The following is a 24,732-nucleotide window of genomic DNA, read 5'->3' as shown; positions in this document are numbered from 1 at the left end:
AGCATGATCGAGATCCTGGCGGCACCCGACGAGGCGCCGGTGGACGTCAACGAACCGCTGGCGCGACTGTCCGAGAGCCTGCACGGCGCGGGAATCATCGTCTACGGACTCGCGATCCTGCTTCTCCTCGCCGGCTATGCGCTGACCCTCGACCGGTTCGCCGGGCAGCGCTCCCGCGAGCTGGTGGCGGCCGGCGGCGGCCCCATCGTGAGCGCCGACGAGAACGGCCCCGGCCGTGTGGTTCCGGACCAGGCGCGCCGCCCGGCCAGCGCCGTGTGGATCAACATGGGCTACGCCGTCGCGATCGCCGGCGCCGCACTGCAGTTCGCGGCGCTGGTGACCCGCGGCTTCGCGGCGCACCGCGTGCCGTGGGGCAACATGTACGAGTTCATCTCGCTGACGATGCTCGCCTGCATGGTGGGCGGGATCATCGCCCTGCGCGCCCCCGGCAACCGCAAGTACCTGGGCTTCCTCGGGGTGGCCGTCGTGCTGATCCTCGTGATCGCCGACCGGTTCCTGCACCAGCCCGTCGGCCCGGTGTCGGCTCCGCTGCGCTCGTACTGGATGGTCATCCACGTCTCGATCATCTCGATCAGCTCGGGCGTCCTCCTCGTCTCGGGCATCGCCAGCATGCTGTTCCTGCTGAACAACTACTTCGGCTGGTTCGGCGAGGATGCGGCCGAGCGATTGGACCGCATCGCCTACCGCGCGGTGGTCTTCGCCTTCCCGCTGTTCAGCCTCGGCGTCATCTGTGGCGCCATCTGGGCCGAGTCCGCGTGGGGTCGCTACTGGGCCTGGGACCCCAAGGAGGTCGTCTCCTTCATCGCGTGGGTCGTCTACGCCGCCTACCTGCACGCGCGGGCGACCGCCGGCTGGCGCACCGCCGCCGCGGTGATCAACGTCTTCGGCTTCGCGACGCTGCTGTTCAACCTCTTCGCGATCAACCTGGTGATCTCCGGGCTGCACTCCTACGCCAACGGCTGACCGGGCTAAGAGTCGCGGCCCTGGTTCTTCCGGCGCAGGTCCAGGAGGAAGTCGGGGTCGTCGTCGGGCCCGATCGGACCGCGCGGGGCGCGGGGTCGGGGAGCGGGGGCATCACCGGGTGTGATGGTCAGCCGCCACAGGACGAGGCCGAGCGCGATGATGAACGCGACCATCAGAAAGTAGGGCACGGCGAACCTCCTCTGGATCGACTCCAGGATACGTGAGGTCCGGCGCCCCGAGGCGCGGCCGTCGTCAGACCGGCAGGCCGTCGCGGTTGTTGAGCAGGGCGACGACGTCGGTCTCGCGGTAGCGGCGGTGACCGCCCGGCGTGCGGATCGACTGCAGGAGGCCCGCCGACGACCAACGGGCCACGGTCTTCGGGTTGACGCTGAACATCGCGGCCACATCGGCGGGCTTCAGGTTGAACTGGCTCGCGTTGGCGGCGGTGATGGTCGACGGGTGGCTGATGATCGTCATGCGACCTCCTCTAATCGGACGGAATTACCTGCTTCGACCGTTTTACCCGCCGGATATCCGGTTGTTCGAACCGTCATCGGTCGGTAAAGGGATGGTCAAATTGCCCGGTTTGCGGTATTCGGCCCCCGAATCCGGGCCCGGCGGCCACCCGTGCCCGCGCCAGATAGGCTGGGCGTGTGACTGAGTCAGACACCCCCGAAACGTCGGAACCGACGCTGCTCGAGCTGATCGGCGCCATCGCGGCCTACGTCGGAGCCCGACTGTTGCTGGTCGCCTTCTTCGCGGCGGTGATCTTCGGCGTCGGGGCGCTCGTCCACGTGACCGTCCCGCCGATCGTGGCCATCGCCTTCGCCCTGGTGATCGCCTTCCCGCTGGGCATGCTGCTGTTCAAGTCGCTGCGATTGAACGTCAACGCCAAGATCGCGGCCTTCGACGAGGCGCGCGCCCGTCGGCGCGCCGATCTGCAGGGCCGGCTTCGCGGTCCGGGCGGCTCAACGGATTGAGACGACATGCTAATTTCGTCTCATGACTACGCGCGCCGCTGTTGACGGGCTGAGGACGGCGCCATGATGCGGATCGTCGAACACCGCTCCGACCGCGAGTGGGTGCGCCGCGCGGTCGCACTCATCGAGGCCGACACCCGACGGTCCGCCGATACCCACCTCCTCCGGATCGACCTGCCCGAGTGGGCGCACTGGACCGGCGTCGACGGGCGCCCCGCCGGCGTCGACCTCTACCTGAAGGACGAGTCGACCCACCCGACCGGCTCGCTCAAGCACCGGCTGGCCCGCTCGCTGTTCCTCTACGCGCTCTGCAACGGCTGGATCACCGAGTCGACGACCGTGATCGAGGCGTCCTCCGGCTCGACGGCGGTCTCCGAGGCGTACTTCGCGAAGTTGATCGGCGTCCCGTTCATCGCCGTCATGGCCGCCGCGACGTCGCCGGAGAAGGTGCGCCTGATCGAGCGGGAGGGCGGGCGCTGTCATTTCGTCGACAACCCGACCGAGGTCTACGAGGTGGCCGCCCAACTCGAGCAGGAGCTCGGCGGGCACTACATCGACCAGTTCACGATGGCTGAGCGCGCGACCGACTGGCGCGGCAACAACAACATCGCCGAATCGATCTTCGAGCAGATGTCCGCCGAGCGGTACCCGGTGCCGTCCTGGGTCGTCGTCGGAGCGGGCACCGGCGGCACCTCGGCCACCCTCGGGCGCTACCTGCGCTACCAGGGCCACGACACCTTGCTGTGCGTCGTCGACCCGGAGAACTCGCTGTTCTACCCGGCCTACGAGTCCGCGGACGGTTCCTACTGCTCGGTCCACCTCGACACCGGATCGCGCATCGAGGGAATCGGCCGCCCCCGCGTCGAGCCCTCCTTCGTCTCCCAGGTCATCGACCGGATGATCTCCGTGCCCGACGCCGACTCCATCGCGGCGATGCTGTTCCTCTCCGAGCTGCTCGACCGCCGCGTGGGACCGTCGACGGGCACCAACCTGCAGGGCGCACTCGCGATCGTCGCCGAGATGGTCGACGCCCGCCAACCCGGATCGGTCGTCACGCTCCTGTGCGACCCGGGCGAGCGCTACGGGTCGACCTACTTCGACCCCGACTGGCGCGCCCAGCACGACCTGTTCGCCGACGACGAGCTCGCGGCGCTGCGCCGGTTCTGGACCGTCGGCCGGTGGGGCACCGACGCATGAGCCCCAACATCGTGCGGCACGTCGACCGGCCGCCGATCGTCAGCGCACGCGGACTCGTGCGCGAATACGCCTTCGGCGACACGACCGTCCGGGCTCTCGACGGCGTCGACCTCGACCTCCCCGGCGGGCGGTTCGTGTCGATCATCGGCCCGTCGGGTGCCGGCAAGTCGACGCTGCTGCACATCCTCGGTGCCCTCGACCAGCCGACGTCGGGAACCATCACCGTCGACGGGGTGTCGCTGACCGACCTCGACGACACCGCCGCCTCGGAGTTCCGACGTCGGCGGGTCGGCTTCATCTTCCAGTTCTTCAACCTCGTCCCGACGATGTCGGCGTGGGAGAACGTGGCACTGCCGCGCCTGTTGGACAACCAGTCGCTGCGCAAGGCCAAGCCAGAGGCCATCGCGCTGCTGGAGCGGGTCGGCCTGGGCGACCGCGTCGACCACCGGCCCAGTGAACTGTCCGGCGGCCAGATGCAACGCGTCGCGATCGCCCGGTCGCTGATCATGGATCCGGCGATCCTGCTGGCCGACGAGCCCACCGGCAACCTCGACAGCCGCACCGGCCAGGACGTGCTGCAGCTGCTCGGCGACCTCGCCCACGACCGGCCCGACCGCCTCGTCGTGATGGTCACCCACGACAACAACGCGGCCGCCGCGACCGACCACGTGATCACCGTGCGCGACGGGCGGGTCCTGAGCCGATGAGGGCGGTCGCGGGGCGCCTGCGCGCCGGGCTGACCCGGGTGCGCCTGCTGAACCTGCGCGAGATCGTGACCCACCGTCTGCGGGTGGTGACCTCGCTGTCGGTCATCGTCGTCGCGTCGGCGCTGCTGATCGCGGTGTTCGGCACCTTCGGGTCGCTGACCGGGTCGGTGCGCGACATGACGGCCGCACTCACCGGTGCGTCGAGCCTGGAGGTCGCCGCCATCTCCGACACCGGCTTCGACGAGCAGATCGCCGGGCAACTCCGCGCGGACTTGGACGGTGCGAAGGCCGTCGTCCCGATGATCCAGTCCCAGGTGCGCCTCGACCCGGCCGACGGGCCGGCGTCGGCCGAGCCGCGGGTCAGCCTGCTACTCGGCTCCGACCAGCGGGTGACCGAGTTGTCGCCGCAGCTGCGCGAGGCGATGCGCGCCAACGCGGGTCACGATGAGCTGAGCCTGGACGACCTGGAGTCGGGGGTCATCGCCGGTGCCGGCACCGGACTGCGCAAGGGCGACCGGATCAAGATCAACGGCGTCGAGGTCACCGTCCTGCAGGTCGCGCCCGCCGCCGGCACCGAGGTGCTCAACCGGGGGAACTTCTTCTTCGCCTACCTCTCGCTCGCCCAGCGCATCGCCGGTGCCGAGGGCAGGGTCGACTCGCTGTCGATCGTCGCCAAGCCCGGGGCCGACCTGGGTCAGATGCGCCGACGTGCCGAGCAGGTCGTCGACGGGCGGGCGGTCGTGGTCGACCCCGACTACCGGCTGAAGCAGGCCGAGGTGGCCACCGCGGTGACCCGCGACTCGACGCTGCTCGTCTCGGTCATCTCCCTTGTGATCGCCGGGTTCCTGGTGTTCAACACGATGAACATGGCCGTCGCGTCGCGTCGCTCGGCGTTGGCGATGATCCGCGCCCTCGGTGCGCGCCGCGGGCAACTGGTCAGCGACATGCTCTGGGAGGCGACCGTCTTCGGCCTGATCGGCGGCCTGATCGGCATTCCCATCGGCATCCTCGCCGGGCGCTGGGCCATCGGTCGACTGCCGGAGATGACGCTCAATTCGGTCGGTACTGCCGTCAACTACCACCTGCCGCTGTTCGCGCCCTTCGTCGCGCTGGCGGCCTGCGTGCTCGCCTGTGTCGCGGCGACCGCGTTGGCGGCCCGCACGGTGTTCTCCGTCGCCCCGGTGGAGGCGATGTCGGCGGCCGGCGGTGACGTCGACAAACCGCTGTCGAAACCGGTCGTGGCGGTCGCCGCGATCCTCGGCCTGGCCGGCGTCGCCGCGGCGTGGGTCCTTGCGACGACGATGCCCGGCCGCGCGGCCATCATCGCCGGCGCGGTGTTCGGTGCCGCCGGGCTGCTGATCTGTTTCGCGCTCACCGGCCCTTTGGTGCGCACCGCGACGTGGCTCGCCGGCCGGTTCCAGGCGCCGGGAACGCTGGCCGCGGTCAACACCGAGCGCGCGTCGCGCCGAGTGTGGGCGACCGTGATGACGGTCGCGGTCGCGATCGCCGTCGGCATGGGGACCTCCGGTGCCCTGGACAACCTGGTGTCGTCGATCTCCGGTTCCCTCAAGGGCTTGGGCGACCCGGGGTTCTACCTCTCGTCGTCGAGCAAGGAGGGCATACCGACCGGCCCGACGTTCGGCGACGACGTCGAGAAGGCGGCCAAGGCGGTGCCCGGTGTCGGGGAGGTGCACGCCTCGCAGTGGTCGGCGGTGAACGTCGGCGAGGCCCGGATCATCCTCCAGGGGCTCGAACAGGGGATGGTCGCGCCCTTCGTGGTCAAGACTGCGCCCGACGCGCTGCGCCAAGTCCTGGGCGGCGACGGCATCGTGCTGTCGTCGGTTGCCGCGCGCAACCTGGGTCGCGGCATCGGCGACCAGGTGCGGCTGGCCACGCCGACCGGGTTCCACGACCTGACGGTGCGCGACATCGTCGACTACGTGACCATCGACTCGGGCAGTGCGGCCATCTCGCTGGACAAGCTGCGCGAGTGGTTCCAGCGGCCGGGGGCGACCTATCTACAAGTCCAGCTGGCCCCGGGAGCCGACCCCGAGCAGGTGCGCGCGGGCCTGACGCAGGTCGCCAATGAGTACTCCGCCGGGCGGTTGCCGCTGTACGTCTACTCCGGCGACGAGGCGCTGCGCGCGACGCAGCAGTCCGTGGAGCAATCGGGGGCGTTCACCGTCGCAATCCAGTGGATCGTCGCGGTGGCGGCGGCCGTGGCCCTGCTGAACACCCTGCTGCTGTCGGTGGTCGAGCGGCGGCGCGAACTCGCCGTGCTGCGAGCGCTCGGCTCGTCGCGGCGGTTCGTGTTCTCCATGGTGCTGGCCGAGGCGGTGGCCATCGCGGTGGTCGGGTCGTTGGCCGGATTGGTCCTCGGCGGCATGCTGCACCTGATCAGCAACCAGATCCTCAGCGCCAGCACGTCGATCGCGGTGCACTACTCGGCGCAGTGGACGACGCTGCTCTACGTCGCCGTGTCGGTGGGCCTGTGCATCATCGGTGCGCTCACCCCCGCCATGCGCGCCGCGCGGCTCAACATCTCCGAGGCCATCGCCGACGAGTAGTCAGCCGGCCGGCCAGTAGTGGCTGTCCGGTGTGGCGCGGGCGCCGAAGATCGCCTGCCCGACGCGCACGCAGGTCGAGCCCTCGGCGATGGCGAGCGGGTAGTCGCCGGACATGCCCATCGAGAGTTCACCGGCGCCGATCAGATCCGGATCGGTGTCGCGGACCCGATCGCGCAGCTCGCGCAACAATCGGAAGCACCCGCGCACCTGCTCCTCGTCGGGGGAGTTGACCGCCAGCGTCATCAGCCCCTGGACACGCAGGGTCTCGAAGCCGACCACCTGTGCGAGGAAGGCGGGCAGCTCGTCGGGGGCCAGGCCGAACTTGGACTCCTCGCCGGAGGTGTTGACCTGGACGTAGACGTCCAACGTGCGCTCGACCATGGTGAGCCGGCGGTCCAGCGCCTCGGCGACGCGCATGCTGTCGAGCGCCTGGAACTCGTCGGCGATCGCCGCGACGTCCTTGGCCTTGTTGGTCTGCAGGTGGCCGATGACCGCCCACTTCACACCGGTATCGGCGAGCTCGCCGTGCTTGCGCTTGGCCTCCTGGACCTTGTTCTCGCCCAGCCAATCGCACCCGGCGGCGACGGCGTTGCGCAGGCGGTCCGCCTCGACCGTCTTCGACACCGGCAGGAGCCGCACATCTGACGGGTCGCGGTCGGCCGCGCGCGCGGCGGCGTCGATCCGGGTGCGCACCGCGGCCAGGTTGGCGCGGAAGTCCTCGACGGTGTGGGCGGCGGGGTAGTCGGTCACGACACCACGCTCGCAAACCCTGCAGTTCGGGTCAAACCCGACTGCGATCGGGTGTTGGGTTTGACCTGAACAGTCGGGTTTGCAGATGGCTGTGTCAATAATTCTTGACAACTACCGATTGTCAACATAACCTGACATCGTGACTGAGGAAACGAACCTTGCCGATACCGATCCGGCGCGCGGCCTGGCCGCGGTGCGCGCCCTGCGCACGCTGGCGGATCGACTCGAAGACATCCATGTCGACAGCGCCCGCCGAGCCGGGTGGAGCTGGCAGCAGATCGCCGAAGTGTTGGAGATCAGCCGCCAGGCCGTCCACCAGAAGCACTCGCGGCGCACCGACGAATCAGCCACCGACTGACCACAGAACAACAGAAGGAGGAGCCCAATGTTTGGCTCACGACTCAACAACGACGGGCGCATGGTGTTCCCGTTCGCCATCGCCGAGGCCCAAGACCTCGGTGACCCCAGCCTCGGCCCCGAGCACCTGGTCCTCGGCGTGCTCTGCAACGCCCGGGACCCGCTCGTCGGCGTCCTCGCCGAGAACGGCATCACCCTGCAGACCGCGCGCGACGCGGTGAGCGGGATCGAGAATCAGGAGGAGGCCGAGCCCGCGTCGGACGAGGACCGCTACTCGGCGGACCGCGACGCGCTCAAGACCCTCGGCATCGACCTGGACAAGGTCCGCGACGCCGTGGAGAAGAACTTCGGCGACGACCTCACCCGCGGGTGGGGCCGGCGGGACGACCGGCGCGGCCACCGCGGCGGTCCCCACGGTCGTCGAGGTGGACCCCACGGTCGACACGGTGATCCCCGCGAGCGCGGCGGGCGTGGATTCGCCGGGCGCGACGGTGGCGGCTTCGGCCGGGCCGGATTCGATCGAGGCGACTTCGATCCCCGTGATTTCGATCCTCGCGACTTCGGTCGCGGCCCCTGGGGCGAGGGTCCCTGGGGCGGCGACGGACCGTGGGACCAGGGTCGCGGACGCCGTGGCCCTCGAGGTCGTCGTCCGCGCTTCGCGCCGTCGACCAAGCGGGTCGTCGCACAAGCGATGCGGATCGCCGCGGAAGACTACGGCACCCGCGTGATGTCGACCGGGCACGTCCTGCTCGCGGCCTTCGACTCCGACAGCCCGCGGGTGGCGGCGATCGTCGCCCTCGCCCCCGATGCCGGCGTTCTGCGGGACGCGATCGAGGAGCGGTTGGCGGCGGGAGCCGACGCCTAGAGCAGGTGAGTGTGGGGTGCTCCGTCGAGTCCCCAGATGAAGGCCAGAGCGGTCACGATCGACCAGCCCAGCATGATCCATCCGGTGTTGCCGAGGGCTCGGATCAGATCGTGGCCGCTCGCTCCGTTCACGACGTTGCGCCCGACGGCGTTGGCCAGCGGCGCCAGCGCCAGGCCGACCAGCGCCCACGGGTGGTGCAGGGCCAGGACCACCGAGACGACGAACGGCAGGGTCATCAGGAACGCGTACAGGTAACGCGTGGAGTAGTCGCCCAGCCGCACCGCGAGGGTCCGCTTGCCGGACACCTCGTCGGTGGGGATGTCGCGCAGGTTGTTGGTGACCAGCACGGCCGAGGCGAAGGAACCCACCGCGACCCCGGACAGCACGCCGACCAGATCGACCTTCCCGGCGACGACGTACTGGGTGCCGATCACGCCGACGAGCCCGAAGAACACGAACACCGCGAGCTCGCCGAAGCCGGCGTACCCGTAGGGGCGCGGCCCGCCGGTGTAGAACCACGCAGCGGCGATGCAGACGGCGCCGACGAGGATCAGCCACCAGTGCGTCGCGAGCGACAACCAAATGCCGGCGGCCGCTGCGACGAGGAAGGCGATGATCGCCGCAGTGCGTACCGAAGCCGGCGCCGCCATGCCCCCTCCGACGAGGCGGGCGGGGCCGGTGCGCACGTCATCGGTGCCGCGCACGCCGTCGGAGTAGTCATTGGCGTAGTTCACGCCCACGATCAGGGCGATGGCGACCACGAAGGCCAGGATCACGTGCCACCAGATGGGGGCGGGGTGCCGGCCATCCAGGTGGCTGTGCACGTGGTACGCGGCGCCGACGCCGGCGATCACCGGTGCGAGGGCGATCGTCAGGGTGCGCGGTCGGGCGCCGTTGATCCATTGCGAGAGAGTGGCCACCCGGTCATTCAACCACGCGGGTTCAGTCGACGGGGGAGCCGATCTGCGCCGACAACTCGTCGGCGAGGAGGCTGCGCAACGCGCGGCGGTCGACCTTCCCCGAACCGCGCAACGGGAGGGAATCGCGCACGACGATGCGGCGGGGCGCGGCGAAGCGGTGGACCCGCTGCGCGACCCGGCGGCGCAGTGCCTCGATGTCGGGGGTGTGGCCCGCGCTGGCCACGACCGCGGCCACGACCTGCTCGCCCAGCCGCTCGTCGGGGAGCCCCACGACGACGCACTCGGCCACCGCGGGGTCCTCGGCCAGCACCGCCTCGACGACCTGCGGGGAGACGGTGAGCCCCCCGGTGCTGATGCCGTCGTCGGCACGGCCCAGGACGCTCAGCACGCCGTCGTCGAGGCGGCCGACGTCGTCGGTGCGGAAGGACCCGGGGACCGCGAACGCGGGGTCGCCCGGACGACGGTGGTAGCCGCGCGCGACCATCGGCCCGCTCAACACCACCCGGTCGTCGGCGCCGATCGTCACGCTCACCCCGTCGAGGGGACGGCCGTCGTAGACGCAGCCGCCGCCGGTCTCGCTCATCCCGTATGTCCGCACGATCGGGATGCCCGCTTGCCGCGCACGGTCGTGCAGCGCCGGTGGGGTGGCCGCGCCGCCGACGAGGACCGCGTCAAGATCGGCGACGGCGGCGGTCGCCGCTCGGGAGGCGAGGACGGCGACGAGCTGTGTGGGCACCAGCGAGGTGTACCGCCGCGGTCCGCGCAGCAGTGCGACGTCGGCGGCGAAGCGCTCGGCGTCGAACCCGTCGCGCAGGTCAGCGACCGCGGGGGTGAACCCGGCCCGCAGGGCGCGCAGCAAGACCTGCAGTCCCCCGATGTGGTGCGGCGGCAGCGCCAGCAACCAGTTGCCCGGGCCGCCGAGGCGCGCGTGGGTGGCGTCGGCGGACGCGGCGAGCGTCGCGGGGGTGTGGATGGCGCCCTTGGGCTCACCGGTGGATCCCGACGTCGCGATGACCAGGCAGGCATCGGGCACCTCGACCGGTGAACCGACGTGCAGCGAGGACTCCAGCAGCTGACGGTCGGGGGCCAGCGGATCGTCGACGACGGGCAGGTAGCACTCGGCACCGGCGGCCATCGCCACCAGCGAGCTGAAGGATTCGGCCAAGGCCGGACCGGCGGCGAGGGGGAGGGCGCGCAGGACCGGCACGGTGGCTATTCCGAGGAGTCGGGCTTCTCGGAGGGGTCGCGGCGGAGCGGCTCGTCGTCGAACGGCCAGCCCGCGCCGACCAGCACTGACCGCACACGGGCCAGGTCGGTCTCGCTGGGCAGTTCGTCGAGCAGCTTGTTGATCTCGACGCCGACGTCGATGCGACTGATCTCCGGGACGTCCTCGGCGGCGATTGCCGACGGTTGCTGGGCCATCGCGGCGGCACGGGCCTCGCTGACCAGCGAACTGGCGACCTCGCGGACCTCGTCGTCGGAGAGCTGGCGGCGCAGGATCGCGACGAGTGGGATGTAGTCGCCGGACGGAACCCCGTTGGGGTAGCCGGCGCGCAGCCAGCGGATCACGGACGCCAGCAACTGAGGGCGGTCAGCCATGGACGCCTCCTTCCGCTTTGCGGCTTTTCACCATTATATGTTCGTCTGCTCAGCTCGCCAGGTTCGCCGAGAGCGGCCAGCCGGCGGCCGCGAGGCGCGCGGCGACCTGGTTGATCTCCTCGGCGTTGGGGGCCTGTTCGGTGACGCGGACGATCGCGTCGCGGATCTGCCCCTCGGTCACCGGCGGGACGCCGAGCTCGCCGGCGAGGGTCTGCGCGACCTTCGTGACGTCCTTCTCGTCGAGCACGCGGGTGAGGAGGGCCAGGAGCGGCGGGTACTCGCTCGGCGCCACCCCGTCGGGGTAGCCCTGGCGGATCCAGCTGACGATCGAATCGAAGGTAGTCGCCATGAGATTCGTCTGCTTTCGGTTACTTGTAGCCGAACGGGAAGATCTTGATCCCGAAGTGGAAGTAGATGGTCTGGCGGGTGATCCACAGGATGCCGATGACGATCGCGAGGCTCACCAGGAGGAACAGTGCGCCGCCGAGGGCCTTGAGGACCGGGTTGTGGTTGGTGACGGTGCCGTCGGCGTTGTAGCCGTTGGCCCACAGGCGCAGGCCCAGCGCGAAGAGCGCGGGCAGGCCGGCGCCGAACACCAGGCCGATGAGGAAGACGCGGAGGATGGATTCTGCAACTGCCATGATGGTTCCTTGTCGCTGTGGCCGGTCAGACCCGGGCGCTCTCGGGGATCTCGTCGAGCTCGACCGGGATCAGGCCGGCCTCCTCGTCCCACTCGGCGTTGACGTTGTTGTGGTCGATCTTGTTCTGCTGTGCGCGCCAGTACATGTAGCCCGACAGTGCGACCAGGACGGTGAAGATGGCGATCGCCCCGCCCAGGTTGCCCAGCAGGTGGGCCAGGCCGTAGCAGATGGCGCCGACGAGGGCGGCGGCCGGAAGCGTGGTCACCCAGGCGACGACCATCCGGCCGGCGACCTGCCAGCGGACCTGCGCACCCTTCTTGCCGACGCCGGTGCCCAGGATCGAGCCGGTGGCGACGTGGGTGGTCGAGAGCGCCATGCCCGCGGCGCTCGAGGTCAGGATGATCGCGGCGGAGCTGGCCTCGGCGGCCATGCCCTGCGGCGGCGCGATCTCGACCAGGCCCTTGCCCAGCGTGCGGATGATGCGCCAGCCGCCCAGGTAGGTGCCCAGGGCGATCGCCGTGGCGCACGTGAAGACGACCCACACCGGGAGGCCGTGCGAGACGGTCTCGGCGTTGAGGTGGCCGGTCGCGATGAGCGCGAGCGCGATGACGCCCATCGTCTTCTGCGCGTCGCCGGTGCCGTGCGCCAGCGAGACCAGCGAGGCCGTGGCGATCTGGCCGTAGCGGAAGCCGTCGTCCTTCTGGTGGTCGGCGAGCGCGTCGGTGATCTTGTAGACCAGCCAGGTGCCGGACGCGGCGATGACGCCGGCGATGACCGGGGCCATCAGGGCGGGCACCAGGATCTTCGCGACGATGCCGCTCCAGTTCACGCCGGTGGTGCCGATGGCGACCAGGCCCGAACCGATCAGGCCGCCGAAGAGCGCGTGCGAGGAGCTCGAGGGCAGGCCGAACAGCCAGGTGAAGAGATTCCACAGGATGCCGCCGACGAGGCCGGCGAAGATGATGAGCAGCGCCTTGTTGGCGTCGAGGCCGGCGATCAGTGCGCCGTCCTTGCCCTGGATCTTCAGGACGTCCTTGGTGATCGTCGCGGCGACCTCGACGGAGAGGAACGCGCCGACGAGGTTCAGGACGGCCGACAGGCCGACGGCCACCTTGGGCTTCAGGGCGCCGGTGGCGATCGACGTCGCCATCGCATTGCCGGTGTCGTGAAAGCCGTTGGTGAAGTCGAAGCCCAGGGCGGTGACGACGAGCAGCACCAAGATCAACATCTCTACGCTCATAAGAACGATGATGGTCGGTCCGGACCCGTTTCGCCTAACTGGACCACGCCCCGTTTAAGCCTCTGACCAGGCATTATCTGGAATTACTGGGTTGTTCACCTTGCGTTCACCAAACGGTCGGCGAATGTCCATCGACCGGGCCGCGTGTCAGAATCGTCGACATGACTGCGATCACGCTCGGGATGCCCATCAACTACGCCGGCGACTTCCGGGAGACCATCGCCAACCTCGCCGACTTCGAGGGTGTCGGCGTCCGGCGGATCGCGGTGCCCGAGGCGTACAGCTTCGACGCCGTCAGCCAACTCGGGTTCATCGCGGCCAGGACCGAGAAGATGGAGCTCCAGACGGCGATCCTGCCGATGTATTCGCGCACCCCGACGAACCTGGCGATGACCGCGGCAGGCCTGGACTACATCAGCGGGGGCCGGGCGATCCTCGGCATCGGCGCGTCGGGACCGCAGGTCATCGAGGGTTTCCACGGCGTCAAGTACGACTTCCCACTCGGCCGCGCTCGTGAGCACGTCGAGATCTGCCGCAAGGTGTGGCGTCGCGAGAAGGTCGAGTTCCGCGGCAAGCATTACACGCTTCCGCTCGACGAGGAGCACGGCGGCAGCGGTTTGGGCAAGGCGCTCAAGATCATCAACCACCCGGTGCGCGAGCGGATCCCGATGCTGCTCGCGGCCATCGGCCCGAAGAACGTCGAACTGGCCGCCGAGCTCTACGAGGAGTTCCAGCCCTTCCTCTTCCACCCCGACTACGTCGATGCGGCCTTCGGCGAGCCGCTGGCCGCCGGCAAGGCCAAACGCGATCCGTCGCTGGGCGACCTGCGCATCGTCGTCCAGTCGGCGGCGCTGGTCACCGAGGATGCCGATCAGATCGAGAACGCGCTCAACACCGTGCGCCACCACGCCGCGCTGTACATCGGCGGGATGGGCGCGCGCGGCAAGAACTTCTACAACTCACTGGTGCAGCGCTATGGCTACGTCGACGAGGCCATACAGATCCAGGACCTGTATCTGGACGGCAAGAAGGCCGAAGCGGCGGCCGCCGTCCCCGACGAGCTGGTCCGCGCGATGAGCCTGATCGGCCCGAAGTCCCTGGTCGCCGAGCGGCTGGCCGCCTTCGAGGGAGCCGGTGTGGGCGTCATTCTGGCCTCGCCCGCCGCGGGTACGCACCGTGAGCGCGTGGACACCATGGCGGCACTCGCCGAGCTCATCGGGTAGATCGTCGGCGTCCGTACGTGGCCGGGGATAGTGGCGATGAGCGCAGCTGGTGATCGGATACGAAGGCATCGAGTGGTGGCCGCGCTGGCGGCGATCGCGGTTGTCTTGATCGCTGCAGTCCTGGTCAACTGGCTGTGGATCGGTATACGAGATGCGCGGATGCCGGACCCTTGTCACTCGCTGTCAACCTATGAATACGCAACGGACTACGACACCGACGTCGCCGCAAGGACGTCTGATGCGTCGATGGTGGTGATAGCCACTGTTGAGGGAATCGCCGGCGAACGGTTGGAGCCCAGGCCGGTGACCGAGCTTCGCATCAAGGTCGACCGTGCCCTCCGCGGAAATCCGCCGAGTGGGCTGACCGTCTCGCACTCGGGCGTCGATGGGTGCGAGTCCAACCCGGGGCCCATTCCCAAAGTTGGCTACTCCTACTTGATGTACCTGTGGACGGATGACCCAACGCCGACCAATGGACTCACGGTGATCTGGTACGACACGGTTCCCCTGTCAGACGCGCAGTTGGCCGCAGCGCGCTCCAATCCGGCAAGTGTTGGTCGGCTACATGACGCGATTGCCGAGATTGACCGAACGCCGTACAACTCCGGAGGCTGACGGGCTGAACGCGCCCTCCTCGCCTAACCGTCGGATGTGCGGTGTCGCCGAGGCTCAGTGCTTGGTGACCTTGAAGACGTAGTCGCCGCTGGCCAGCGGCGGAGACTTGATTTTCAGCATGCCGCCCGGAAGCTCGGCGGCGGACGAGTTCTTGTCGATCACCAGGAAGGTGTTCTTCTTCCACGCCAGCAGGTGATTGGGAAGCAGACCGGTGGTCATCACCTGCTGGACGGCAAAGGTCTTCTGGTCGACCACGGAGATGAAGCCGAGGAAGTAGTTCGCGGCGTACAGCTTGCCCTGGAAAATGAGCAGCGAGTTGGTGCCGATCCCGGTGTTCACGTCGGCGATGTGCTTGCCGGTGGTCAGGTTGTACACCGACAGCCCGGCGGCCGGGGTCATCAGGTTGTTCACGTACAGGCGGTTGGTCCGGGTGTCGGCGGCGACGTTGCCATGGCCTTGCGCGTTGCTCTGCCGGGTGTTCCAGTTGAGCTTGGTGGCCACCTTGCCGCCGCTGCGGGTGATGCGCAGCTGGCTGAGGTCGCGGTAGTACGAGGTCACCGAGACGGTGGCACCGTTGGCGTCGGAATTGGTGATCGCGAAGCCGGCGCCGAGCTTCTTGCCGCTGCCGGGGAATTTCCAGTCCCCGAGGCGCGCGTAGGTGTCCATGTCGAAGAACGACAGGCCACTGGTGGTCGAGACGATGGCGACGCGAAGACCTTCGGCGAAATCTACCCAGTGTGCGTGCGACAGGTTCGTCAGGCGGGCGACCCGCTTGCCGGTGGTCTTGTCCCACACGTTGGCTTCACCGCCATTGGCGGCGGCGGCCGTGGTCCAGACAACGTTGCCGGTCTTGGGCACCTTGATCTCGTATTGCACGCCGTACTTGCCGTGACCGCCGGTGTTGGCGGGCTCGATCACGCTGAACCGCTTCTTGACGGTCATGGTGTTCGGATCGATTTTCAGGAGGTCCGACCGAGTGGCGCCGCTCATCGGCTCCGCCTGAGTCATCCACAGGTCACCGGTTTGCGGGTCGATAGAGCCACGGTAGTTACCGCCGCGCTCATTGCCGACGCCGACGCTGTAGCCCTTGATGGTGTAGCCGGCAGGCTGCGGTACCGCGGGCCCCGGACGTGCCGGTGAGGGTGCGGCGGCGGCATGCGGCGCGACGATCGAACCGAGGGACAGGGCGGCGGCGAGGGCGACACCGGCCAGCGGCGCCGTGCGATTCAAGCGTGAAGTCATGAGGGTCAGGCTAACCTAACTCCGCGGCCAGGTGAACCGTGGGTTGCCTCACTCGCGCGCCTCGGGTTCCCCACTTCGGGCTACGCGCGTGATCAAAAATGGTTCACTGGGGCGATGACGCGACGGCCGCCGACCGACCTGGTCCGGACCGATGAGGCGATCCGCCGGTATGGCGAGGCCGGCCGGCGCTGGCTCGACGCCATGGCAGATGCCGATCCCCTCGCCGACGCCGTCGTCGCCGACCGGTACGCATCGGGGTCGGCGACCGGGGCCGTCGCCACGGCCCTCACTGACGGCATCGATGCCCTTCCCGACGCCCCCGAGTCGCTGCGTGCACTGTTCGCCTTACTCGACGACGAGCCGTCGTGGGTCGACCACGATGCGATGGCGCGCGCCGCCGACGCCCTCGTCCAGCACACCGCCGCCTTCGGCTTCGTCCTCGGAGCGGCGTCGTTGCTGCGCGGAGCGGTGAACACCGTCGCCGGCATGCCGCTGGTCCAGAGCGGCCGCTACGTGTCGCAGCCGGCGGTGCGGTCGGTGGAGGTCGGGGAGTGGTTGCGCCGCGTCGCGACGCCGGGCGGGATGCGCCGCGACGGCGAGGGGTTCGCCTACACCGTGCGCGTGCGGATCATCCACGCCCACGTCCGCCGCGGTCTGCGTCTGGCCGGACGGTGGGACGAGCAGCGGTGGGGTGCGCCGATCCCGCAGCCGTACATGGCGTTCACGATGGCCGAGTTCGGCCACATCGCCCTTGACGCGATGGGCAGGGTCGGGGTCCGGTTCACCGACGCCGAGCTCGCCGACATCTACCACCTGTGGCGGTACGTCGGGCACGTCGTCGGCGTCGACGACCACCTCAATCCCCGTAGCGCCGAGGATTACGTCCGGATCGAGGGGCTGTACCGACTCACCTCGCCCGGGCCCAGCGCCGACGACATCGCCTTCGTCGACGCCCTCACCGACGACTACCTGGTACCCGAGCTCGCCGGCGCACTGCCCGGTCCCGACCGGCTGACCAGGCCGCTGGCGACCACCCTGACGCGCGGCATGCAGCGGGTCTTCCTCGGCGACGAGCAGGCCGACCAGCTCCGGATCCCACGGACCCGGCTCGAACCCCTGATGCGTGCGGCCGAGCCGTTGATGGCCGCCTCGGGCCGGGTGCGGGTGCTCGCGCTGGGTGGGCGCAAGCGGTTGATCCGCCGCGGCTACCGCCTGCGCGACGTCGAGATGGACCGGATGCGCGCGGACTACGGCGTCGAGCACCAGATGGTCGACGACGCGCCTGACGCGCGCCACCGCGAACCGGCGTAGGACCGGCTCGCCGCTACGCTCGGCTGTCATGGGCGAGATTCCCGATCGTCGGTCGACGCCGAGGCTCGTCGCCGCGTGGTTCTGGTGGCTGGCGCAATGCGTCGTCATCACCGTCGTGCAGCTGCTTCCCGGCGCTGGGGCCGCCGACTATCCCCGCGTTCCGCGGCGAGACTGCTCGGATCTTCGCCACGCGCGGTACGAGCGCAAGGTCCATGCCGCCGAGCGACGAGAGACACGACGCCGCTGGTCCGATCGTCTCTCCCGCGTGAGGCGGCGTCAGTAGTAGTACGGGTAGTCGTCCCAGTTGGGCGGACGCTTCTCCAGGAAGGCGTCGCGCCCTTCGACCGCCTCGTCGGTCATGTACGCCAGGCGCGTGGCTTCACCGGCGAACACCTGCTGGCCCATCAGACCGTCGTCGGCGAGGTTGAACGCGAACTTCAGCATGCGCTGCGCAGTCGGCGACTTGGAGTTGATCGCGCGGCCCCACTCGATGGCCAGGTCCTCCAGCTCGGCGTGGTCGGCGACGCGGTTCACCGCGCCCATCGCGTGCATCGTCTGGGCGTCGTAGGCCTCGCCGAGGAAGAAGATCTCCCGCGCGAACTTCTGGCCGACCTGCTTGGCCAGGTACGCGCTGCCGTAGCCGGCGTCGAAGGAGCCGACGTCGGCGTCGGTCTGCTTGAACCGCGCGTGTTGCCGGGAGGCGAGCGTGAGGTCGGCGACGACGTGCAGCGAGTGCCCGCCGCCGGCCGCCCAGCCGTTGACGACCGCGATCACGACCTTGGGCATGGTCCGGATCAGTCGCTGGACCTCGAGGATGTGCAGACGCCCGCCCTCGGCCTTCACCCGCGCCTCGTCGACGCCCTCGCGCCCGGCCGCCTCGACGTCGTCGTCATGGCTGGTGGCGTACTGGTAGCCCGAGCGCCCACGGATCCGCTGGTCACCGCCGCTGCAGAACGCCCAGCCGCCGTCCTTGGGCGACGGCCCGTTCCCGGTGAGCAGCACGGTTCCGACGTCGGGGGTGCGACGCGCGTGGTCCAGTGCCCGGTACAGCTCGTCGACGGTGTGCGGGCGGAACGCGTTGCGCACCTCCGGCCGGTCGAAGGCGATGCGCACGATGCCGTTGGCCCGCCCCTCTCCCACATGGCGGTGGTAGGTGATGTCGGTCAGGTCCGCGAAGCCGGGGACGGGGCGCCACTGGGCGGGGTCGAACGGGTTGGAGTCGCTCATGGCGCCCAGCGTAAACCGCGCTCGAGGGCAGACGATAACGTGAGGAAATGAGCGATGGTTCCCACGAGGGCGGCTTCCGCCCGGATCTTGCGATCTCCACCGAGCGGGGCGGGCCCCACTACGCCGAGTTCAACGAGCAGGTCCGCACGCTGATGGACAAGGTTCGCTACGCGTGCCCGACCGACGAGCTTGCGCAGGAGGCCATCGCGACGCTCAAGGACCTCAACGCCAAGCTCGACGAGCACCTCGTCGACGAGTGGACCACCCCGGCGGGCACGCGCGTCGACCTGCCCGCGCGCGGCAACATCACGCTCCCGCCCTACGACCTCACTACCGCCGGGCCCGACGGCGTCGAGGGCGTCGTGTGGTTCCGGCCGTACCACCTCGGCGGCAACGGCGTCGCCCACGGCGGGCAGGTCGCGGTGGCCTTCGACGACATCGGCGGCATGGCGGCCGCCCTGGCCGTCGACGGCGTGTGCCGCACCGCCTACCTCAAGGTGAACTACCGGTCGCTGACCCCGCTCAACACCAAGCTGCAGATCAAGGCGTGGGTCGCCGAGCGCGACGGGCGCAAACTGTTCGTCGCCGGCACGCTGCACGACGGCGACCGCCTGTGCGCCGACATCGAGTCGCTGTTCATCGCGCTGCGACCCGGACAGCCCTGATTACTACTTAGGCTTACCTAAGTACGGGGTGTAGGGTTGGTCCATGGGCAAACTCGCGCCATCGCCGCTGGACCCCCGATCACAGGCCGTCGCCGACCGGTTACTCACGGCGAGCAAGCGCCAACAACTGCCTGCCGTGCTGCCGATGATCGGCCATGCCGTGCGGAGCCGCGTCCGCGAGGGCACCTGGGATCCGACGACCGGCGAGCCGGGCCGCAAATGGTTGGCCGACAAGTACGTCGCCCTCGATCCGGAGAAGGCCGCGCTCTGCTACCTGCTCTGCCGGTCCGCTGATGCCCGCCGCGTCGTGGAGGTCGGGACGTCGTACGGGGTGTCGACGATCTACCTGGCCGCCGCGATCCGCGACAACCTGGCCGAGTCGCCGGGCGAGCGCGGCGTGGTGATCGGTACCGAGCACGAACCGGGCAAGGTCGCCGCCGCCCGCGGTCACCTCGACGAGGCCGGCGTCGGCGACTTCGCCGAGATCCTGGCGGGGGATCTGCGCGAGACGCTGCCCACCGTCGACGGGCCGATCGACTTCGTCCTCGTCGACATCTGGATCCCGATGGCCGAGCCGGCGCTGCGGATCCTCGAGCCCAAGCTGCGCCGCGGTGCACTCGTCGTCTGCGACAACGTCGTCAGCGGAGCGAGCCAATACCGTGCCTACACCGATTACGTGCGGGACCCGGACGGACCGTTCCAGTCGGTGACCGTCCCCGGGCAGGGCGGTATCGAAGTGTCGATGAAGCGCTGACGCCTCAGAGTTCTTTGACGCCGACCTTGAAGCCGGCGGCGTTCAACCGGTCGACGAGTACGTCGCCCATCGCGACGGCCGGGGTGAGCACACCGGAGCGGTCGGGCAGCTTGTCGCGGTCGAGGGCCAGCGCCAGCGCGGACTCGCCGAGCATCACCGCGGTCGCCTTGTAGCCGGGGTCGCCCTGCGCGACCATCTCACTGCGGTAGCGCCGCCCGCTGGAGGTCGTGGTGAAGGTCTGCGTCGTGAAGTGCCCCTTGTCGCGGGCCTTCTCGCTCGGCCCGGTGCCGGGCTTGGGCAGCACCCGGTCCAGCAGGGCGCGCGTCGGGCGCAGGGCCATCAGCCCCATGCCGATGCCGAGCCCGCCGGCCACCGCCGCCGACGCGATCGCCGAGACCACCGGGACGCCGCCGACGGCCATCACCTCGCCGTAGCGGAAGTCCGGGCCGTAGTCGAGCAGGGAGTTCGACCGTCGCACGATTCGCGTGTTGAACGAGCTCATGAAGAACGGTGCGCAGGTCCCGCGCAGCGACGGGTCGATCGTCGACGCGCGCACGATCGCGGCGTCGCTCGGCTCCGAGCGCAGGTCGGCGTGCACCATCTCATTCGGTCCGGAGGAGAGGGCCTGCGGATTGAGCAGCACCCGGCGGGTGTCGGGTTCGCGGGCCTGCTCGGCGATCACGCGCACCGAGTCGACGGTGCCGCCGGACGCCCCGCCGCGCATCGACTGGACGACCATCGTCGTCTTGCCGAGCGTCCCGGCACCGTCCTGCTGCGCCTGCCGGAACACCAGGTAGGCGCCCAGGTCGGAGGGAACCGAGTCGAAACCGCAGGCGTGGACGATGCGTGCGCCGGTGGCCGCGGCGGTCTCCCCGGCCTTGTCGATCGAGTAGCGCACGAACGGGACCTCGCCGGTGAGGTCGACGTAGTCGGTGCCCGCGCTGGCGGCGGCGGTCACCAGCGGCTCGCCGTACTTGAGATACGGCCCGACGGTCGTGCAGACGACCTGCGTGCGCGCGACCATCTCGTCGAGCGTCGACGGCCGGTCGGCGTCGGCGACGATGAGCGGCCAATCGGCGGCCCGGGACCCGAGACGGTCGCGGACCGCGGCCAGCTTGGACTCCGAGCGCCCGGCGAGCGCGATGCGCGTGCCGGTCGGTGCCGAGTCGGCCAGGTACGTGGCGGTCAGCTCACCGACGAAACCGGTGGCGCCGAAGACAACGATGTCGAATTCGCGGCTCATGGCGCCAGCGTATCGGCTCGCCGGGGAGGCGACGGCGCTATGGGGCTACAGGTGCTCGAGGCTCACGCCGCGCGTCTCGATGCGCAGCTTCCAGGTCGCAACCGCTCCGAGCAGCGACGCCCCGACCAGCGCCAGCAGCAGCCACTGGGTGCCGATGTCCTTCAACATGATCGGGAACAGGAAGGCGGCGATCACCGCGCCCACCTTCGCGAACGAGGCGGCCAGACCGGCGCCGGTGGCCCGCACCTCGGTGGGGAAGACCTCGCCGGCGATGACGTACGTCTGGGTGTTCGGCCCGACGTTGGTCATCACGTTGAACACCATCACGCCGGCGAACAGCACGATCATCCCGGTGGTGCCGTCGGCGAAGTGGGACAGGGAGGCGGCCAGCAGGCCGATCGCGCATCCGACGAAGCCGACGACCTGCAGCCGGATGCGACCGACGCCGTCGACCAGGAAGAAGGCGATCACGACGCCGACGAGCAGACACAGGTCGATGAGCACGCCGCCGCGCGCACCGATGGCGTCGGCGTGGACCACCTCGGCGATGTTGCGCGGGTCCTCCGGCTTGGCGGCGCCGCCGGCGGTCGTGGCGATGATCACCGGGGTGAAGATGCCGATGCCGTAGGTGCTCAGGTCTTGCAGGAACCACGGGATCGAGGCGAACATCGTGGCGCGGCGGTACTTGGGGCCGAAGAGGTCGCGGACCCGGGTGCGCCCCTCGTCCTCCGCGTCGCGGTTGGCGCGCAGCTCGATGTCCGACGGGTAGGCGGGGACGCGTGAGAGCAGGTGGCGCGTGGCCGCGCGGGCCTCGTCGACGCGGCCCTTGGCGATCAGCCAGTGCGGACTCTGCACCACGAACAGGCGGCCGACCGCCACGAGCGCGGCGGGGAGGACGGCGATGAAGTACATCAGTCGCCAGTCGCCCTGTGAGGTCGACGTGCTCAACACGACGTACCCGACGAAGGTGCCGGCCACCGCGCCGACGGCCTGGAAGCCGAAGGCGCTCAACACCAGGCGGCCGCGCAGCCGGGTCGGGCTGCACTCGGAGATCATCACGTGCGCCGTCGGATAGTCGCAGCCGAGCGCGACGCCGACGAACAGCAGGCACAGGAGCAGGACCGTGAGGTTGGGGCTCAGCGCGACCCCCAGGAGGAACACGGCGAACAGTGCCATCTCGCCGACGAACACCTCCTTGCGGCCGAGCCGGTCCGACAGGTTCCCCAGGAGGCTGGCGCCGAGCAGGATGCCGGCGAGCGAGGCCGAACTGACCAGGCCCTTCTGCAGCGAGGTGAGGTTGAACTCGTAGGTGATCAGCGGCAGGGCCACGCCGGCCACGAAGACAACGTAGCCCTCGAAGAACTTGCCGGTCGCGGCCAGCGCCCAGATGAACCACTGCATCCGGGTCAGGGGCGTCGCCATCGCGGGCGTGCCGTCTTCCCAGGTCGGCGTCTCGTCGATGTACTCCTGGACGCTCTTGGGGCCACTGGGATGCTTGCGGCGGGCCGCCTGTTCAGGGCGCCGCACGGCTGTCTCGCTCACGGTGATCCACTTTCCTCGGTCCGAGGAATCCTGCCGCAAGCGGGTACCGGTGACCCACGTTTGGGTTACCGGCGGGCAACGAGAACCTGAACACCTCGTCGGGCACTCACGCCGGACGGGCGACGCCCAGACTCAGGGCGCCGAAGGTCCGCGGGGTCTTCGTGGCATAGAACTGCTCCAGCTCGACCGGCTCCCACCCCGCGTCGGCGAGTAGCGCGGGGATGTCGCGGGTCAGGTGACAGCCGCCGCCGAGCCGCTTTTGCACCGGTTCGATCCGGCGCTGCCAACGGCGGACACCCTCGTCGGGTGCGCGACCGTGCTCGAGGAAGTGCAGCGTGCCGTGCGGCTTCACGACGCGGCGCAGTTCGGCCAGGGCCGCGGGAAGGTCGGGGATCGTGCACATCGTGTACGTCGACAGCGCCGCGTCGAAGGTGTCGTCGTCGAAGGGCAGCCGCTGGCCGTCGAGACCGCCGCGGGTCACCGGCACCGCGCTCTCGGCCACGCGCGGCGCGGCCATCGTCCACGCCGTGTCCGACGGCTCGATCGCGGTCACCGACGTCACCTCGTCGGGGTAGCAGCCGACGTTGGAACCCGAGCCGAAGCCGATCTCGACGATGTCGCCGTGCAACCCCGCCGTCGCCTTGCGGCGGATCTTGCGCATCGCCGGCATCCCGCAGGTGAGCTGCACGACGTGCGGCAGGATCCGGTCCCCGTAGAAGCCCATGCCCCGATTGTGGTCTGACCGCGGTGTGGCTGGTCGAAAAACGCGGATACGCCGATCAAGCCGCTGTCCGACCGGCCCGTCGGGTGGCGGTGCGGACCGCGAGCGCGACCCAGCATAAGAATGCGAAGGCCGACAGTGCAGCGGGCACCCAATGGTGCAGGAGCGCGGAGGCCGCCGTCGCACAACCGAAGGCGAGGAGGTTGGCGATCGCGTCGTAGACGGGTGCGGTGAAGCGGGTGTTCACCACGTGCGCCGCGGCGATGAACAGGCCGCAGGCGAAGGTGATCGACAGGAGGGTGGAGACCACCCCCGCGATTCTAGGCGTGACAGACTTGTCCCATGCCGATCAATCCGTCGACGCTGCAGGCCCGGGTGATCGTCGACGAGATGATCCGCGGGGGAGTGACCGACGCCGTGTTGTGCCCCGGGTCGCGCAACGCACCGCTCGCCTTCGCACTGCACGCCGCCGACGCGAACGGGCGGATCCGCCTGCACGTGCGGATCGACGAGCGGTCGGCGGGCTATCTCGCGCTGGGCCTGGCGGTCGCCTCGCGCCGACCGGTCCCCATCGTGCTGACCAGCGGAACCGCGGTCGCCAACGTCGGCCCGGCGGTCTTCGAGGCCAACTACGCCCGGGTGCCGCTGATCGTGCTGAGCGCCAACCGCCCGTACGAGTTGCTCGGCTCCGGCGCCAATCAGACGGTCGAGCAGTTCGGCCTGTTCGGCACGCAGGTCCGTGCGGCGATCAGCATCGGGCTGGCCGAGGACGGCGTCGACACCAACAGCCAGTGGCGCTCGGCGGTCGGCCGGGTGCTGGCCGCGGCGCGCGGCGCCCGCACCGGCAACGCCGGTCCCGTCCAGTTCGACATCCCGCTGCGCGAGCCGCTGGTGCCCGAAACCGGTGACGGCGACGGTGCCGACGACCTCGCCGGTTTCACCGGCCGCCCCGACGGGCTGCCGTGGACGCAGGCGCCGGCCGGGCGCCTGGACATCCCGGTGCCCATCGACCTGAGCCTGGACACCGTCGTCGTCGCCGGGCACGGAGCGGGGGTCAACCCCGAGCTGACCGGATTGCCGACCATCGCCGAGCCCACCGCGCCGGTGCCCGACAACCCGATGCATCCACTCGCCCTGGGTGGGGTCAAACCGCAGCAGGCCATCATCTGCGGTCGCCCGACCCTGCATCGCGGCATCGCGCGTCTGCTCGCCGACCCCGAGGTCCGGGTGCACGCGATCACGACCGGCCCGCGCTGGCCGGACGTGTCGGGCAACGTCTACTCTACCGGGACGCGCGCCGAGCCGACCGGCACGCCGCGGTCGGCCTGGCTCGCCGAGTGCGCCGCCGAGAACCGGCGGGCCGTCGACGCGGTCGCGCGGGT

General features: G+C 69.7%; 29 protein-coding genes. 14 read left to right on the top strand and 15 right to left on the bottom strand.

Annotation, left to right across the window (positions count from 1 at the left end; translation table 11 throughout):
- The first annotated feature begins 3 nt into the window (after positions 1 to 3).
- Positions 4 to 984 carry a c-type cytochrome biogenesis protein CcsB gene (ccsB, locus tag QM634_RS14570; RefSeq protein WP_415043500.1) on the top strand — a complete coding sequence of 327 codons (981 nt, stop codon included), beginning with the start codon at positions 4 to 6 and terminating at the stop codon, positions 982 to 984.
- Between the two features lie 5 nt (positions 985 to 989).
- Here the strand turns inward: ccsB and QM634_RS14565 are convergent, their stop codons facing one another.
- Positions 990 to 1,172: a hypothetical protein gene (locus QM634_RS14565; protein WP_415043499.1), complete on the bottom strand. Its 183-nt coding sequence runs from the start codon at positions 1,170 to 1,172 to the stop codon at positions 990 to 992.
- A gap of 64 nt (positions 1,173 to 1,236) precedes the next feature.
- On the bottom strand, positions 1,237 to 1,461 hold the full coding sequence (locus QM634_RS14560) for a BldC family transcriptional regulator (protein ID WP_415043498.1): 225 nt from the start codon (positions 1,459 to 1,461) through the stop codon (positions 1,237 to 1,239).
- A gap of 176 nt (positions 1,462 to 1,637) precedes the next feature.
- Here QM634_RS14560 and QM634_RS14555 point away from each other — a divergent pair, with 176 nt between their 5' ends.
- The 4 genes from QM634_RS14555 (at position 1,638) to QM634_RS14540 (ending at position 6,435) form a co-directional block, all read left to right on the top strand.
- On the top strand, positions 1,638 to 1,964 hold the full coding sequence (locus QM634_RS14555) for a DUF4229 domain-containing protein (RefSeq protein ID WP_415043497.1): 327 nt from the start codon (positions 1,638 to 1,640) through the stop codon (positions 1,962 to 1,964).
- Between the two features lie 63 nt (positions 1,965 to 2,027).
- Positions 2,028 to 3,161: a PLP-dependent cysteine synthase family protein gene (locus QM634_RS14550; RefSeq protein ID WP_415043496.1), complete on the top strand. Its 1,134-nt coding sequence runs from the start codon at positions 2,028 to 2,030 to the stop codon at positions 3,159 to 3,161.
- Positions 3,158 to 3,868 carry an ABC transporter ATP-binding protein gene (locus QM634_RS14545; RefSeq protein ID WP_415043495.1) on the top strand — a complete coding sequence of 237 codons (711 nt, stop codon included), beginning with the start codon at positions 3,158 to 3,160 and terminating at the stop codon, positions 3,866 to 3,868. Before QM634_RS14550 ends, QM634_RS14545 begins: the two co-directional genes overlap by 4 nt.
- A complete protein-coding gene (locus QM634_RS14540; protein WP_415043494.1) occupies positions 3,865 to 6,435 on the top strand; it encodes an FtsX-like permease family protein in 2,571 nt (856 codons plus the stop codon). Before QM634_RS14545 ends, QM634_RS14540 begins: the two co-directional genes overlap by 4 nt.
- Here the strand turns inward: QM634_RS14540 and QM634_RS14535 are convergent, their stop codons facing one another.
- A complete protein-coding gene (locus QM634_RS14535) occupies positions 6,436 to 7,185 on the bottom strand; it encodes a YggS family pyridoxal phosphate-dependent enzyme (RefSeq protein WP_415043493.1) in 750 nt (249 codons plus the stop codon). It lies immediately after the preceding gene.
- Positions 7,186 to 7,324: 139 nt separating this feature from the next.
- Here QM634_RS14535 and QM634_RS14530 point away from each other — a divergent pair, with 139 nt between their 5' ends.
- Complete coding sequence (locus tag QM634_RS14530) at positions 7,325 to 7,543, top strand: helix-turn-helix domain-containing protein (protein ID WP_415043492.1); 219 nt, start codon at positions 7,325 to 7,327, stop codon at positions 7,541 to 7,543.
- 27 nt (positions 7,544 to 7,570) lie between these two features.
- Positions 7,571 to 8,407, top strand: coding sequence for a Clp protease N-terminal domain-containing protein (locus tag QM634_RS14525; protein WP_415043491.1), 837 nt, complete (start codon positions 7,571 to 7,573; stop codon positions 8,405 to 8,407).
- Here QM634_RS14525 and QM634_RS14520 read toward each other — a convergent pair.
- The 6 genes from QM634_RS14520 to QM634_RS14495 are packed head-to-tail and all read right to left on the bottom strand — an operon-like array spanning position 8,404 to position 12,807.
- Positions 8,404 to 9,327 (bottom strand): 1,4-dihydroxy-2-naphthoate polyprenyltransferase, encoded by a 924-nt coding sequence (locus tag QM634_RS14520; RefSeq protein ID WP_415043490.1) that lies wholly within the window; start codon positions 9,325 to 9,327, stop codon positions 8,404 to 8,406. The genes QM634_RS14525 and QM634_RS14520 overlap by 4 nt on opposite strands.
- A 22-nt stretch (positions 9,328 to 9,349) precedes the next feature.
- A complete protein-coding gene (gene menE / locus QM634_RS14515; protein WP_415043489.1) occupies positions 9,350 to 10,534 on the bottom strand; it encodes an o-succinylbenzoate--CoA ligase in 1,185 nt (394 codons plus the stop codon).
- A 5-nt stretch (positions 10,535 to 10,539) separates the two neighbouring features.
- The gene (locus QM634_RS14510) at positions 10,540 to 10,926 is read right to left on the bottom strand and encodes a DUF3349 domain-containing protein (RefSeq protein WP_415043488.1); all 387 of its coding nucleotides are present in this window, start codon (positions 10,924 to 10,926) and stop codon (positions 10,540 to 10,542) included.
- 49 nt (positions 10,927 to 10,975) lie between these two features.
- Positions 10,976 to 11,275 carry a DUF3349 domain-containing protein gene (locus QM634_RS14505; protein WP_415043487.1) on the bottom strand — a complete coding sequence of 100 codons (300 nt, stop codon included), beginning with the start codon at positions 11,273 to 11,275 and terminating at the stop codon, positions 10,976 to 10,978.
- A 19-nt stretch (positions 11,276 to 11,294) separates the two neighbouring features.
- Positions 11,295 to 11,567: a hypothetical protein gene (locus QM634_RS14500; protein ID WP_415043486.1), complete on the bottom strand. Its 273-nt coding sequence runs from the start codon at positions 11,565 to 11,567 to the stop codon at positions 11,295 to 11,297.
- 25 nt (positions 11,568 to 11,592) lie between these two features.
- Positions 11,593 to 12,807 (bottom strand): inorganic phosphate transporter, encoded by a 1,215-nt coding sequence (locus tag QM634_RS14495; RefSeq protein WP_415043485.1) that lies wholly within the window; start codon positions 12,805 to 12,807, stop codon positions 11,593 to 11,595.
- A gap of 161 nt (positions 12,808 to 12,968) precedes the next feature.
- Here QM634_RS14495 and QM634_RS14490 point away from each other — a divergent pair, with 161 nt between their 5' ends.
- Positions 12,969 to 14,030 carry an LLM class F420-dependent oxidoreductase gene (locus QM634_RS14490; protein ID WP_415043484.1) on the top strand — a complete coding sequence of 354 codons (1,062 nt, stop codon included), beginning with the start codon at positions 12,969 to 12,971 and terminating at the stop codon, positions 14,028 to 14,030.
- 75 nt (positions 14,031 to 14,105) lie between these two features.
- Positions 14,106 to 14,645, top strand: a complete 540-nt coding sequence (locus tag QM634_RS14485; RefSeq protein WP_415043483.1) for a hypothetical protein — start codon at positions 14,106 to 14,108, stop codon at positions 14,643 to 14,645.
- A gap of 54 nt (positions 14,646 to 14,699) precedes the next feature.
- Here the strand turns inward: QM634_RS14485 and QM634_RS14480 are convergent, their stop codons facing one another.
- Positions 14,700 to 15,887, bottom strand: coding sequence for a YncE family protein (locus QM634_RS14480; RefSeq protein WP_415043482.1), 1,188 nt, complete (start codon positions 15,885 to 15,887; stop codon positions 14,700 to 14,702).
- Positions 15,888 to 16,001: 114 nt separating this feature from the next.
- Between QM634_RS14480 and QM634_RS14475 the strand changes: the two genes are divergently transcribed.
- Together QM634_RS14475 and QM634_RS14470 are read left to right on the top strand one after the other, a co-directional pair.
- On the top strand, positions 16,002 to 17,198 hold the full coding sequence (locus QM634_RS14475; protein WP_415043481.1) for an oxygenase MpaB family protein: 1,197 nt from the start codon (positions 16,002 to 16,004) through the stop codon (positions 17,196 to 17,198).
- 28 nt (positions 17,199 to 17,226) lie between these two features.
- Positions 17,227 to 17,481 carry a hypothetical protein gene (locus tag QM634_RS14470; RefSeq protein WP_415043480.1) on the top strand — a complete coding sequence of 85 codons (255 nt, stop codon included), beginning with the start codon at positions 17,227 to 17,229 and terminating at the stop codon, positions 17,479 to 17,481.
- Here the strand turns inward: QM634_RS14470 and QM634_RS14465 are convergent.
- Positions 17,475 to 18,425, bottom strand: a complete 951-nt coding sequence (locus QM634_RS14465; RefSeq protein WP_415043479.1) for a 1,4-dihydroxy-2-naphthoyl-CoA synthase — start codon at positions 18,423 to 18,425, stop codon at positions 17,475 to 17,477. The two genes, QM634_RS14470 and QM634_RS14465, sit on opposite strands and share 7 nt — an antisense overlap.
- A 47-nt stretch (positions 18,426 to 18,472) precedes the next feature.
- Here QM634_RS14465 and QM634_RS14460 point away from each other — a divergent pair, with 47 nt between their 5' ends.
- Together QM634_RS14460 and QM634_RS14455 are read left to right on the top strand one after the other, a co-directional pair.
- Positions 18,473 to 19,090: a PaaI family thioesterase gene (locus tag QM634_RS14460; RefSeq protein WP_415043478.1), complete on the top strand. Its 618-nt coding sequence runs from the start codon at positions 18,473 to 18,475 to the stop codon at positions 19,088 to 19,090.
- Positions 19,091 to 19,133: 43 nt separating this feature from the next.
- Positions 19,134 to 19,844 (top strand): O-methyltransferase, encoded by a 711-nt coding sequence (locus tag QM634_RS14455; protein ID WP_415043477.1) that lies wholly within the window; start codon positions 19,134 to 19,136, stop codon positions 19,842 to 19,844.
- 4 nt (positions 19,845 to 19,848) lie between these two features.
- Here the strand turns inward: QM634_RS14455 and QM634_RS14450 are convergent, their stop codons facing one another.
- The 4 genes from QM634_RS14450 to QM634_RS14435 all read right to left on the bottom strand — a co-directional run bounded on the left by QM634_RS14450 (position 19,849) and on the right by QM634_RS14435 (position 23,660).
- On the bottom strand, positions 19,849 to 21,087 hold the full coding sequence (locus tag QM634_RS14450; protein ID WP_415043476.1) for a saccharopine dehydrogenase family protein: 1,239 nt from the start codon (positions 21,085 to 21,087) through the stop codon (positions 19,849 to 19,851).
- 45 nt (positions 21,088 to 21,132) lie between these two features.
- A complete protein-coding gene (locus QM634_RS14445) occupies positions 21,133 to 22,629 on the bottom strand; it encodes an MFS transporter (protein WP_415043475.1) in 1,497 nt (498 codons plus the stop codon).
- Positions 22,630 to 22,735: 106 nt separating this feature from the next.
- Complete coding sequence (locus tag QM634_RS14440; RefSeq protein WP_415043474.1) at positions 22,736 to 23,353, bottom strand: class I SAM-dependent methyltransferase; 618 nt, start codon at positions 23,351 to 23,353, stop codon at positions 22,736 to 22,738.
- Between the two features lie 55 nt (positions 23,354 to 23,408).
- Complete coding sequence (locus QM634_RS14435; RefSeq protein ID WP_415043473.1) at positions 23,409 to 23,660, bottom strand: hypothetical protein; 252 nt, start codon at positions 23,658 to 23,660, stop codon at positions 23,409 to 23,411.
- A gap of 32 nt (positions 23,661 to 23,692) precedes the next feature.
- On the opposite strand from QM634_RS14435, the gene menD reads away from it, so the two are divergent.
- A partial coding sequence (gene menD, locus QM634_RS14430) for a 2-succinyl-5-enolpyruvyl-6-hydroxy-3-cyclohexene-1-carboxylic-acid synthase (RefSeq protein WP_415043472.1) occupies positions 23,693 to 24,732 on the top strand: 1,040 nt, incomplete at its 3' end.

The sequence above is a fragment of the Gordonia sp. (in: high G+C Gram-positive bacteria) genome (assembly GCF_047606305.1).
Lineage (GTDB): Bacteria > Actinomycetota > Actinomycetes > Mycobacteriales > Mycobacteriaceae > Gordonia.
This window is presented reverse-complemented; position numbering and strand designations above follow the sequence as displayed.